Source organism: Sporosarcina sp. FA15 (genome assembly GCF_051550195.1).
GTDB lineage: Bacteria > Bacillota > Bacilli > Bacillales_A > Planococcaceae > Sporosarcina > Sporosarcina psychrophila.
In genome coordinates, this window is record NZ_CP188818.1 from 856,599 (window position 1) to 869,720 (window position 13,122).

The 13,122-nt window shown below is 40.6% G+C and carries 10 protein-coding genes; 8 read left to right on the forward strand and 2 right to left on the reverse strand.

Going from position 1 to position 13,122, the window contains the following annotated elements; translation table 11 throughout:
• Window positions 1–186: 186 nt before the first annotated feature.
• Entirely contained in the window at window positions 187–726 is a 540-nt protein-coding gene (locus tag ACP8HG_RS04150) for a transcription repressor NadR (protein WP_338652638.1), read from the reverse strand.
• 537 nt (window positions 727–1,263) lie between these two features.
• Here ACP8HG_RS04150 and ACP8HG_RS04155 point away from each other — a divergent pair.
• The 8 genes from ACP8HG_RS04155 (at window position 1,264) to ACP8HG_RS04190 (ending at window position 11,978) form a co-directional block, all read left to right on the forward strand.
• Window positions 1,264–2,151, forward strand: a complete 888-nt coding sequence (locus tag ACP8HG_RS04155) for a MurR/RpiR family transcriptional regulator (protein ID WP_438298221.1) — start codon at window positions 1,264–1,266, stop codon at window positions 2,149–2,151.
• Between the two features lie 2 nt (window positions 2,152–2,153).
• Window positions 2,154–3,290, forward strand: a complete 1,137-nt coding sequence (locus tag ACP8HG_RS04160) for a M20 peptidase aminoacylase family protein (protein ID WP_438298222.1) — start codon at window positions 2,154–2,156, stop codon at window positions 3,288–3,290.
• A gap of 5 nt (window positions 3,291–3,295) precedes the next feature.
• Window positions 3,296–4,138 (forward strand): GNAT family N-acetyltransferase, encoded by an 843-nt coding sequence (locus tag ACP8HG_RS04165; RefSeq protein WP_067208436.1) that lies wholly within the window; start codon window positions 3,296–3,298, stop codon window positions 4,136–4,138.
• Window positions 4,135–5,247 (forward strand): o-succinylbenzoate synthase, encoded by a 1,113-nt coding sequence (menC, locus tag ACP8HG_RS04170; protein WP_067208439.1) that lies wholly within the window; start codon window positions 4,135–4,137, stop codon window positions 5,245–5,247. Before ACP8HG_RS04165 ends, menC begins: the two co-directional genes overlap by 4 nt.
• Before the next feature lie 137 nt (window positions 5,248–5,384).
• A complete protein-coding gene (locus ACP8HG_RS04175; RefSeq protein ID WP_438298223.1) occupies window positions 5,385–6,455 on the forward strand; it encodes a YkvI family membrane protein in 1,071 nt (356 codons plus the stop codon).
• A gap of 515 nt (window positions 6,456–6,970) precedes the next feature.
• The gene (locus ACP8HG_RS04180) at window positions 6,971–8,992 is read left to right on the forward strand and encodes a bifunctional diguanylate cyclase/phosphodiesterase (RefSeq protein ID WP_438298225.1); all 2,022 of its coding nucleotides are present in this window, start codon (window positions 6,971–6,973) and stop codon (window positions 8,990–8,992) included.
• Window positions 8,993–9,613: 621 nt separating this feature from the next.
• Window positions 9,614–10,714 carry a glutamate 5-kinase gene (gene proB / locus ACP8HG_RS04185; RefSeq protein ID WP_438298226.1) on the forward strand — a complete coding sequence of 367 codons (1,101 nt, stop codon included), beginning with the start codon at window positions 9,614–9,616 and terminating at the stop codon, window positions 10,712–10,714.
• 16 nt (window positions 10,715–10,730) lie between these two features.
• Window positions 10,731–11,978 (forward strand): glutamate-5-semialdehyde dehydrogenase, encoded by a 1,248-nt coding sequence (locus tag ACP8HG_RS04190; RefSeq protein ID WP_438298227.1) that lies wholly within the window; start codon window positions 10,731–10,733, stop codon window positions 11,976–11,978.
• A 143-nt stretch (window positions 11,979–12,121) separates the two neighbouring features.
• Here the strand turns inward: ACP8HG_RS04190 and ACP8HG_RS04195 are convergent, their stop codons facing one another.
• Entirely contained in the window at window positions 12,122–13,054 is a 933-nt protein-coding gene (locus ACP8HG_RS04195) for an LCP family glycopolymer transferase (protein WP_304627123.1), read from the reverse strand.
• Between the last annotated feature and the right edge of the window lie 68 nt (window positions 13,055–13,122).

The window sequence follows — 13,122 nt, forward strand, 5'->3', positions numbered from 1 at the left end:
TCATATAGGGACTTAGAATTTGTTGATGATAATGAATCAAAAGAATACCCTATTCAATTTTGAGGAGATGGATGGCAATTACTTTTTGGTAAACTTGAAAAGGTCGATTTCTCGTATGGGAAATCGACCTTTTCAAGTTTGTATGCTATTTGCACCGAATGAAAATATAACTCCCGATTTATTTTTTCATTCGACGAGAATATCAGCTTTTCTAAGTGCTTCTTCCGCTTTTCTGATATATTCTTCGTCGTCCGCCAATACCGTATGAAGATGAATACCACCTTCTGTTAGCTTTGATAAATAAATTGCATCTGCCTCTTTGATTCGCTTGATGAATTCTTTTACTTCATTCCGATTGGAAACCATTATTGACGCACTAAGATCTCCATAGACAGGATGCTCAATTTTGACGTCCTTTACTGTAACGCCGTTATCGACAAAAATGTTCAACTCTTCCATCGTTTGGTCCGGAGTATGTTTGCAAACAATCGTCTTTTCGATTCTCTTGGGTGCCGCTTGCACATGCATATAAATATAGCCCTGACTTGTTGCGACAATAGGTTCGTTTTTTGCTTTCAGCAATGTAATATCTCCAACAATCACCTGACGGCTGACATTTGTCATATCTCCGAGTATTCTTCCTGTAATAGGTTTATCGGACGTCTGTAACGTATCGACGATTAATTGGCGACGTTCATCCCCAAGAATTTTTTCGTTTTCATTCATTATATAACCACCTCGCATAGCTATTTTACCATATTTAACGTATGTATAACCCTAAATGATAGCTCTATATATGTTGACCAAATGAATACGGCGTATGCGCATTACAAAGGCTTTTGGGAGGCCACTGAAAAAGTCCCAATACTTAGAACTAATTAGAATTCCCGCCAATATCGCTTCGACGCTTTGTGCATGTCTCCCGCGATAAGCCAGAAAGAAGACCGCTTGGGAGGGATTGAACTGCATCCCTCCTTAGTCTTATCGCTCCGGCTACCACGAAGTCGCGCCTTCGCTGAGCGCCAAGCGTTCTACAACCTATAATATCCGGAATTACAACTCTCTCCTTATTGAGCGTCACAGCAGGTTCAAGGGATTCATTAATTCAACATATATAGCAAGTAATTTTCGAGTAGTAATTGAAACAGAGGCTAAAGGTTCCCAGGAAAGTATAAGTATCAGAAAATACATTGTATTCCGCGAACAAGTATGTTAAGGTAATAAAATAATTAATATGAAGTCAAAACTTCATTTGAAAAGATAATGACGGAAGAACTTCAAAAAGGAAGAGTGAAGATGAAATTAAAGGATCTGATTCACGAGTATTACGACCAACTGTCAAAAAGCCAGAAAAAAGTCGCGACTTATATAATCGATAACCCAAGAAATATTGCGATGTCTACGGCACAAGAAATTGGGAAGAAAATCGGTGTCAGCGAAACGACAGTCATTCGCTTTTGCTATAGCCTGCATCTCTCTGGTTATGGCGAACTACAAAAGGTCATCCGTGAACAATTGCTATTTCAAGAGAGTAGCTTCACAACATATCAGAAATCTAAACTGGAACTTGAACAGGCACCGCATTTTTTCACAAAAGTGATGGAGCGGGATCGAATAGCGATTGGAGAGACGATGAAACAAATTAAAGAAGAAGACTACGAAAAGGCAATCGAGCAGCTCTCTCAAGCAGAAACCATTTATATTCTTGGTCTGCGCTCTTCGTATACTGCAGCCAATTGGCTCTCATACACGCTTGGTTTAGTGAAAGGAAATGTCAGACTGTTACGACCGGAAACGGAGGATGTAATCCAAACGCTCAGTCAAATGAACGATAAGTCCGTTGTCATCGCCATTTCGTTTCATCGGTACTTGAAAGAAACAATTCAAATTGCGGAATTGGCACATAGACAACAAGCTTTCATTATCGGAATTACTGATTCAATGTTAGCCCCGATTCATACATTCAGTGATTTGTTATTTCCAATTTATTCGCCTAACAAGTCGACGCTCGATGCAACGGCTTCTCTATTTTCATTCATGAATGCGATTATTGCAGGATTGTCCGTGAAGGAGAAGGACAGTTTCGAAAAAAGACGTGAAACGTATCAATCGATACCAAGCGATTTCTTATTTGTTGAAGGAGTTGATTGAAAATGAAAGCAGTGTTACAAGAAATGAAGCCGATTGTTGAAAAGGTTTTTAACCATTTACACTCACATCCTGAAATTAGTTGGCAGGAATTTGAGACGACAAATTATTTGCAACAATTGTTAGAGAATGAAGGATTTCAAGTTACGACATTCGACGATTCAACGGGACTTGTAGTAACACTGGGGTCTGGTGATCCTTGTATTGGACTTCGAACAGATATCGATGCACTCTGGCAGGAAGTGGATGGGGTCTTTCAAGCGAACCATTCATGCGGACATGATGCGCATATGACGATTGCAATTGGCGCTTTACTCGTTTTGAAAAAGCTTAGGTATCCGAAAAACGGGCGACTAAAAGTGATTTTTCAACCAGCTGAGGAAAAGGGGACGGGCGCATTATCATTTGTGGAAAAAGGGATCGTTGACGATATCGACTATTTGTATGGTGTCCATCTCCGTCCGATTCAAGAAATCGGTCATGGCTATGCATCCCCAACCATTATGCATGGTGCTGCAAAAATGATTAAAGGAACAATCGTGGGGACAGATGCGCATGGAGCAAGACCGCATCTTGGACAAAACGCCATAGAAGTGATGGCACTTCTCGTACAGGCAATCCACTCCATCCACGTTGACCCAATGGTCCCGCATTCTGCAAAAATGACGATGTTCCAAGCGGGTGGAGAGTCAGCCAACATCATTCCCGGAAGTGCAGTATTTAGTCTGGATTTACGCGCCCAAACAAACGTGGTTATGGACAAACTGATGAATTTAGTTGATAAAGCGATTAGTTCGGTTGCAGAACTGTCTGATGTTATCATTAATTATGAAATAATCGCGGAAATTGCAGCTGCCCAAGTCGATGACACTGCTGTCGAAATGATGGCACAAGCGATAAGGGAAACAGTTGGGGAACAATTTTTGGTGCCGCCTATTGTCACACCAGGCGGAGAAGACTTCCATTACTACACATTAAAAAGACCTTCTGTTAAAGCGACAATGCTCGGTCTTGGCTGCGACTTATCGCCAGGCCTTCATCATCCCAACATGACATTCAATCATGATAGTATACTGACCGGAATTGAAATACTCGTTCGAACGGTCATCCATTCATTCGGGCAGTTAGAGAGAAGGAAGTGAACCAAATGGACGTCAACCTATCCATTCGCAAACTAGAAACCAATGAAGACATGCGCCTGGTCCAATCGCTTGAACGAGCAATCTGGGGCCTTGAACCGATACCGACTCATCAAACCTATACAGCAGCGAAAAATGGCGGGTTATTGTTAGGCGCTTTCTTAGGTGATGAAATCGTTGGCTTTTCATATGGTTTTCCGGGTTTCACCAATGGTAAGCCGTATTTATGTTCACATATGCTTGGCATTCTTCCGAACTATCAACTGATGGGAATCGGAAAGTTGCTAAAGGATGAACAGCTTAAAATTGCCAAGGAAATGGGATACAATTTGATTACTTGGACATTCGATCCATTGGAAAGTCGCAATGCTTATTTAAATGTGTCGAAACTGTACGCAATTTGTGATACTTATTTAGTGAATTGTTACGGTGAAATGGAAGATGGTTTGAACAAAGGATTACCATCAGACCGTCTTCAAGTCGAATGGTGGGTTTCGAGCGAAAGGGTCGAGGACAAGTGGACACCGCAAGTTTCCGACTATGATCGACCATTTATAGTTGAGAAATCCCATAAAGGAAATCCAACACTAGTTGTGGATTCGGAAAATGTCCTGTTAAACAGTGTTGGTGTTGAAGTTCCGGTACCAGAACAATTTCAGTCGATCAAAAAGAATGAACCTGAACTAGCGCTCGACTGGCGATTGAAAATAAGGACCGTTTTTCAATCGTTATTTGGTTCTGGCTATGCGCTAGTAGGAGTGAATAGGTCTGAAGAAGGCGTTCATTATTATCAATTTGTAAAAAGAAACACAATTCCACTGACAATAAAAAATAGAGGAGAATCCGAATGATTATAAAAGAAATCAACATCCGAAAAATGAAAATGAGAATGAAGCACCCGTTCACAACTAGTTTTGGTACGTTCCAAGATAAAGATTTTCTGTTACTTGAAGTGAAAGATGAGCTGGGTAATACGGGATGGGGGGAGTCAGTGGCATTTCACTCGCCTTGGTACAGCGAAGAAACACTTGAAACGAATTTACATATGATCCGTGATTTTCTGATACCTATCGTATTAGGAAGGGAAATCGGACATCCCGACGAAGTAAGTGAATTGTTCGCTGCCATCCGTAAAAATAATATGGCGAAATCCACTTTGGAAGGCGCAATTTGGGATCTTTATGCTAAGCGTAACAAATTGACATTGGCGAAGGCTCTTGGTGGCGAACGCGATAAAATTGAAGTGGGTATCAGTATCGGGATCCATGAAAATATTGCTAATCTAGTCGAAACGGTACGTGGTTTTGTGGAAGAGGGATACAAGCGTATTAAAGTGAAAATCAAACCGGGCTATGACGTTGATGTAATCCGCGAGTTGCGCAAGAATTTCCCGGATGTGCCACTTATGGCAGATGCCAACTCGGCTTATACATTGGACGACATTGAACTTCTCAAACAGCTGGATGAATTTAACTTGACGATGATTGAACAGCCGCTTGCTTCAGACGATATTATCGACCATGCGAAATTACAAAAACAATTGAAAACACCAATCTGTTTGGATGAAAGCATTCACTCCCTTGAAGATACACGAAAAGCGATTGAGCTTGGTAGTACGCAAATCATTAACATTAAAATCGGTCGTGTTGGAGGTCTTACTGAAGCGAAGAAAATTCATGATTATTGCATGGAACGTCAAATACCTGTTTGGTGCGGCGGAATGCTGGAATCAGGAATCGGCCGTGCGCATAATGTAGCGCTCACAACACTTCCAAACTTCATATTACCAGGCGACACTGCTGGATCCTCACGTTACTGGGAGGAAGACGTTATTACTCCAGAAGTTGTAGTGGAGGACGGCTATATTACTGTTCCAACCGCATATGGAATAGGTTACGAACCCAACTTGAAAGCTATGAATAAATTCACGGTAGACGAGTTACACTTCAAAGCTGAATGAGGTGTGATGAGAAAGGCTGAATAGGTGTAGGGAAGGATGACTTAAATCGTCCTTTCTGATTGGAGAAATCAGAAAATAAAATCTATTGTAGTAGTTTGACTATAAAGAGACACTGCGGCTAAAACGGGGGATGAGTAATGAGAAAAAGTTTTCAAATCGCTGGAGCTTTTATCGGAGTGATTGTTGGAGCAGGATTTGCATCAGGTCAGGAAATTTTACAGTTTTTCACTAGTTTTGGACCAATTAGTATCGTTGGAACACTTGTAGCAACTGTCTTATTTGCATTTTTAGGGATGAACTTGACACAATTGGGAAGTCGTTTGCAAACTAAGTCTCATCAACGTGTAATCTATCATATATGTGGTCGTTATTTAGGGGTACTTGTTGATGTTATTATTACATTTTTCCTTTTCGGGGTAACTGTAGTCATGTTCTCAGGGGCTGGCGCAATTTTTGAACAGCAATTTGGCATTCCTAGTTTCATTGGAAGTATTTTGATGGCGATTGTAACCATATTGACGGTAACGTTGAGTGTTCAAAAAGTGATTACACTCATCGGAGCATTTACTCCGTTTTTACTATTAATAGTGATCGTAATTACAGTTTACTCATTAATAAATTTTGACTTTGCTACTGCTGATCTGTCAGCCGCTGTTGTCACTCAAAATAGAGGTGCATCCCATTGGCTACTGGGCGCAATTTTATATGTCTCTTATAATTTGGCAGCTGGAGCCGCGATGCTCACGGTTATGGGTGGCACTGTAAAGGATGAGAAGATTGCGGCATGGGGTGGAATCATCGGTGGTCTTGGATTGGGACTACTCATCCTGCTTATCAATGTCTCAATGCTGACTCAGTTAAAAGCGATTGCAAGTGTACCGATGCCAATGCTGTTTTTGGCAAATAATATTAGCCCAATAATGGGGGCAATTATGTCCATTATCTTATTGGGGATGATTTACAATACAGCGGTTGGAATGTTATACGCATTTTCAGCTCGTATCGTTAAAACTGAAACAGTGCGTTTTAAAGGTGCCGTTACAATTTTTGGTGTAGCTGCGTTCGGCGCGAGTTTTATTGGATTCATCACACTTGTTGGTACTGTCTATCCAGTGATGGGCTACCTAGGTTTCACATTAATTGCTGCAATTATCTTCACATGGGCAAGGAAAAAAGGAACAGTTGGTAAAATAGATTCTTCGAATTAATCAATGCTTCACAAATCAAATTCAGTATTGTTTGGTTATTTGAAACTATCGGTAATTGAGTGGTGAAGAAGGAGTAATATGTGGCAATAAGGTGTGAAAGAGAATGGGATTTATCAGCTAGCGAATCCCAACATCACAAACTCCTGCATTTGCCTTCGTAATCTTATGCAAAAACATAGAGGGAATTATCGCCGCGAAAGTTAAGCCCAATCGTCCTTAATACCAGGACGATTGGGCTTTTACTGGGTATAGGAAGAAGAGAAGGTGGGTTTGCTACTTTTTACAACAATAACAAAATAGTAATATCTTAGATTGCAGAATGTTATTGTTACGGATTGAACATGTGTTGATTAACCAAAGTTAACCTGAAGATAGGAATTTTTTTCGAAATGCTGTGAAATAATCTTGAAGGTAGAATGGAACAGGTTGACACATGATTATATAGAACTATAATTAGTAGAGATTTATCTTATAATAGTTGTAAAGGAGAACCGATTTTGTTTACTCATCCTTCCATGGAATCATATAGTGTAGTTGTTGGTGAATACTCTTTTTCAATCATTCTTTTGTCCGTTATCATTGCGAGCTTTGCTTCCTATACCGCGATATCCATGAATGAGCGAATGCAAGAGAATAGCTTTTTTCATCGAAATTTGTGGCTCATATTAGCATCGGTTGCTTTGGGGTTCGGGATATGGTCCATGCATTTTATTGGAATGGGTGCCTATTTATTACCCATTTCGATGACTTACAAACCTGAGCTTACATTTTTGTCGATTATTCCAGCAATTGCAAGTTCATTTTTAGTGTTTACTTTAGTCAACCGCACGCGAAAAACGATTGGATTAAGTTTGATTTCGGGTGTCGCAATGGGAATTGGTATCTCTGCCATGCATTACATTGGGATGGCGTCTATGGAATCAGATGCTATCTATACATATGATCGCACAATTTTTACTGCATCTGTGGCGATTGCAATTAGTATTTCTTTTATCGCAATCTACATTTTTTCTTCTCTTCAGCATCTTTTGAAAAATAAACTCCTGAAAACAGTTACTTCGCTCGTTATGGGGTTAGCAATTTCTAGCATGCATTATACCGGACTCATGGGGACTACTTACTATATTCATCGTGACAAGATTGATAGTCTGCATGAGATTCATCAAATGGATATGAACTATCTTAACATTTCAGTTTCAATTGGTTTGGGTCTATTGCTGCTATTATTACTATTATCGAGTTTTATTGATCGGTATATTGATTACCGCGTAAACTATTTCGAGTCCTTAACGAGAATCCCAAACAGGCGGAGCTTTGAGAAAATGTTGAACAGTCCCTCTTATGATGGAAGTCTTGCAATGTGGTATATCCCCGACATTGAAAAAATCAATGTTGAACAAGGGTATATTTTCGGAGACAAAGTTATTCAGTATTTGGGACGTTTTTTCTCTCAGTGGTCATCATCCTCTATGAAACTTTACCAGCTTCAGGGCAAGCGTTTTGTCTTTCTTCTTCAGGGGGTGGACGGAATCGTTGAGTTTGAACGCACCATGAATAAGGTTGCAGAGCAACTTAAAGCACTGACTGAAATCGATGGCAAATTAATTAAGATTGAAGCGGTCTGCGCGATGTCAACTACGGAAGAACATCGGGATCCGAAGCGTTTGTATACAGAAGCGCTTACTGTGTTAGAGCATCCATCGACACGCTATGATTACCAGGTGATTCGTTTTGATAATGCAATCCATTCTCATTCATTCGAAGAAGAAATCCTAGAGAGTATAGAAGGTGCGATGCACGAAGGACAATTATTCATGGTTTATCAGCCGAAAGTAAGGGCTAGTACTAATGAATTGTCGGGGTTTGAAGCTTTGATTCGTTGGAAGCATCCGAAATACGGTATGCTATCTCCAGTAACTTTCATACCAATACTTGAACAAAGCACACGAATAGGAGACGTCACGAACTGGATAATCGAGCAAGTTTGCAAACAGATTGCAGAGTGGGGAAAAACGACTTTCCAAGTACACCCCGTTTCAATTAATATTCCTGGGGATTATGTTACATCACCAATCCTACTTAATGTATTAACGGAAATGGTGAAAAAGTATAAATTGGAACCGTATAATTTAGAATTAGAAATTACGGAAACGAGTGTAGTGAATTCGATTGAAGATGCGGTGAAAGCCCTCAATACGTTTCGAGAAAAAGGTTTTTCTGTAGCATTGGATGATTTCGGAACAGGAGTTTCATCTTTGTCTTACTTGAAAAGATTGCCGATTTCGACTTTGAAAATAGATAAGTCATTTATTGACGATGTACCACAATCTGAGAAAGATTCATCTATTCTCAAGGCGATTCTCGCAATCGGTCGAACGTTAAATTTAGATATTGTACTAGAAGGTGTAGAAACTGAAGAGCAAGTACAATTTCTAAGCCAAGAGTCGGAGTCGTTAATCTTCCAAGGCTATTATTTTGCTAAGCCAATGACTTCGACAGAACTTTTGAATTGGTTAGCGCAGCGCAAGCCGGTTTAATTTTAAGAAACTATGCTGAATGGTTTAAAAGATTAAATGTTATGGATAATCTATAGGGTGCTCTAAATAGTTGAAAAACGTTCTAAGCTTGAACTAACGAAAAAATGTATAAGAAATTCGTTCTATTCGCAATTCTACCTGTTGTTCTCGTCACCATCTTGCTCATAATAAAATGAACTTCTATGCCTGAAAAGGCACCGACATATGGGAGTATTACTATTTGTCATTACTTTAGAGGGGCAGTGACGATATTCATTGTCCGTTCATAATATCTGAAGTAAAAGTAGTTCACTCATACACGCTTGACAATTCAGTTAAGTGTTGTATGATTGTTTAAAATCTTCTAAAACTTGAACGGTGATGAAGGATTACTATGCGAATCCATGTTGTGAAAGAGAGCGGAATTTATCAGCTGTAAGATTCCGTCACGACAATCGCAGAACCTACCTTCGTAGTCTTATGTAAAACATAGGCGCCCCCCTCGGCGTTATGGGGATAAGTGGGATGTGTTCGCATGCATCCAATTATGGTGGTACCGCGGAAGCTAAGCCCTTTCGTCCTTAATATCAGGACGAGTGGGCTTTTTTTGTTTTCCACCACAAGAAGGAATGGGGTATAGGAATGAAAAAACAACGGATTGTCGTGAAAATAGGAAGCAGTTCTTTAACAAATGTAAAAGGTGAAATCGATCAAACGAAATTCAACGATCATATCGATGCGCTTGCCGTACTACGTAAAGCAGGGCATGAAGTGATCCTTGTTTCTTCTGGTGCAGTCGCGGCTGGGTTTGCAAAGTTAGGCTATTCATCGCGGCCAATAACAATCAAAGGGAAACAGGCGGCTTCGGCGGTGGGCCAGGGTTTGTTAATGCAATCTTATATTGAAAAGTTTAGTGTTCATGGAATCGTGCCAGCTCAGATTTTATTGACACGAATCGATTTTTCGAATCGTGAGCGCTATAGGAATGCATTTGCGACTATGACGGAACTGTTGGAACGCGGAATCGTGCCCATTATTAATGAAAACGACACAGTCTCTGTTGAAGAACTGACTTTCGGTGACAATGATATGCTGTCAGCACTTGTCAGTGGCTTTCTCCATGCGGACCAGCTTATTATTTTAACGGATATTAATGGACTTTATGAATCAAATCCACGCAAATATCCATTAGCGAAACGACTTGATTATCTTGAACAGATTACAGATGACTTACTAAAAGGAACTGCCGATACGGGATCAAAAGTGGGAACAGGTGGCATGAAATCAAAACTACTAGCTGCAAAAACAGCAACATCACTAGGTGTTTCCGTTTTCATCGGAAGGGGAGAAGGTTCGAATAAACTACTAACGATTTTACAGGGGGGAGGCGACGGCACCTATATTTCCAATCCAGCTATCGTTAAGATTAATACGAGCAGACAATGGATCGTGTTGCATTCCGAATCGACAGGTGAACTTCACGTTGATCAAGGGGCGGAAGTGGCTATTTTATATAACGGAAAAAGCTTATTACCTGCAGGTGTTGTTAAAGTAAACGGGGATTTTCACAAAGGTGACGTTGTTGAAGTATTTGGCGTGAATGGGATTTTAGGTAAAGGAGAAGTAAGTTATTCTTCTGGTGAATTAAGAAACGCGATTGAAGACAGAAACAAGGAAAAAGAAGGTGAACTAGTTTCATCGGCTGTTGAAGTCATTCACCGGGACCGCTGGGCACAAATATGAAATGAGGGGATTTAGCATGAGCGAAGTACACTTAAAAGGGAAAACTGCAAAAGAAGTAAGTTATTCGTTGGTGAACATCACAACCGACCAAAAGAACAAAGCACTGGCATTAATTGCCGAACAATTAGTGGCCGATCAAACGCCCATACTTGCTGAAAATCAGAAAGACTTGGACGATGGAAAAGCGAAAGGTTTTACTGACGCAATTCTTGACCGCATCCTACTCACTGGAAAACGAATAGAAGACATGGCGAATGCAATCCATCTGTTAATCGAATTACAGGATCCGATTGGAGAGACAGTGGAGACCATTGAAAAAGACAATGCATTGCTTATTGAAGTGAAGCGGGTACCAATTGGCGTTATCGGTATGATTTATGAAGCGAGACCGAATGTCACTGTTGACGCGGCGACGCTTGCCCTTAAAACGGGGAACGCCGTCATTTTACGCGGAAGTTCTTCTGCGAAATATTCGAACTTGGCTCTTATAAAGTCAATTCATGCTGCTCTTGATAAAAGTGATGTTCCCAAAATATCTATCCAATTAATTGAAGATACGAGCAGGGAGACGGCAAAAGAACTGTTCCGGCTTAATGAATACTTGGACGTTCTAATTCCAAGGGGTGGCAAAACACTTATTGAAACAGTAATTCGTGAAGCAACAGTTCCGGTCATTCAAACTGGGGCGGGTAATTGCCACATCTATATTGACGAATCAGCAGAGCTAGAAATGGCTACTAATATTGCATTGAATGCAAAGATTCAGCGTCCATCCGTTTGCAATGCCATTGAAACAATCTTAATCCATGACAAGTGGTTTACGTTGTATGGAAAAGGACTTATCGAAAAATTGCAGGAGAACGATGTGGAGATATACGGAGATGAAACTGTTGTTCGAGAATGTGAAAAGGTGCGAGCTGCATCCGAATCAGATTGGTCAACGGAATATCTCGGGTTAACAGTTAGTGTAAAAATTGTAACGAGTATGGAGGAAGCAATTACTCATATTACCAAATACGGGACAAAGCATTCCGAAGCGATTATCACCAATGATGAAAAGCATGCTACGATTTTCTTGAATTATGTCGATGCCGCCGCAGTCTATCATAATGCTTCGACTCGATTTACGGATGGTTTTGAATTTGGTTATGGCGCGGAGATTGGAATTAGCACACAGAAATTGCATGCACGGGGTCCGATGGGATTAAAGGCGTTGACAACGACAAAGTATGTCATCCGTGGAAATGGGCAAGTGCGGGTATAGAGAGAATTATTGGTGGATCCGAGGGTATGTTCGGAAATCACGGGTAAATCCGTGAAACAGTAGGTACACTCAAAAGCAGCAAGTGGAAACCCATAGCAAACAACATCAAAAAATCCGCGGAGTTTAACATTCCGCGGATTACTTTAATTCAATTCCAAATGTTGCTTCATGGTACCTGTAACTTCCTGTAATTCTGTTTCATCCATAATGTAATACCATATACCGCCGTTCATTCGCTTGCCTTCACCTTTTTCAAAATGAAGTTGCTCCACTTTACCAGCCGCGTCACGGTAATTCTTTTGGACGTCTACCATTTCATCGAACGTCATATTTGTTTTTACATTGTCACCCAGGGCATTGAAGACACTGCGGTATTTTAACAGACTCTTTATGGAGGTTCCTTCATGCAGTACTCCTTCAATTACCTGTTTCTGTCGATCTTGACGCCCGAAGTCGCCGTTAGGGTCGCCTTTCCGCATCCGCACATAGGATAGTGCTTCTTTGCCGTCCAAGGTGATGTCACCAGTAGCGTAATGAATCGAATCCTGTGTAAATTCAAAAGGATTGTTAACACTGATACCGCCGACGGTATCTACAATTGTCTGGAAACCTTCCATATTGACTTCCATAACATAATCAATGGGAATATCCAGTAGATTCTCGACCGAATCCAGTGACATCTGAATGCCACCGAATGCATACGCATGGTTTAATTTATCTGTGGTCCCGTGGCCAATGATCTCTGTGTACGTATCCCTTGGAATACTGACCATTTTCGTCGTTTTTAACTTAGGATTAACGGCCATTACAATCATCGTATCCGAGCGACCTTTATCACCTTCGCGTTCATCAACACCCAAGACAAGCACTGAAAACGGATCTTGGTTACCCAAAGTAATTCCTTCTGCTCGCTTCTCAGATAATTCGCGGTCAATCGGTTTATACATAGCTTTCAACGTTGACGTCAAGTCAAAATAGACATTCAATGCAAAACCGCCGATTATTAGGCTGATTACTGCAATGACCCATGGCCATTTTCTACGTTTCTTAATTTTCTTCATATCTGCTCGATTCATTATAGTTCCTCCAGTAGGTGTCATTCGAAAAAGTGTACCAGGATATAGACGCTCAACCTTACGTCTAA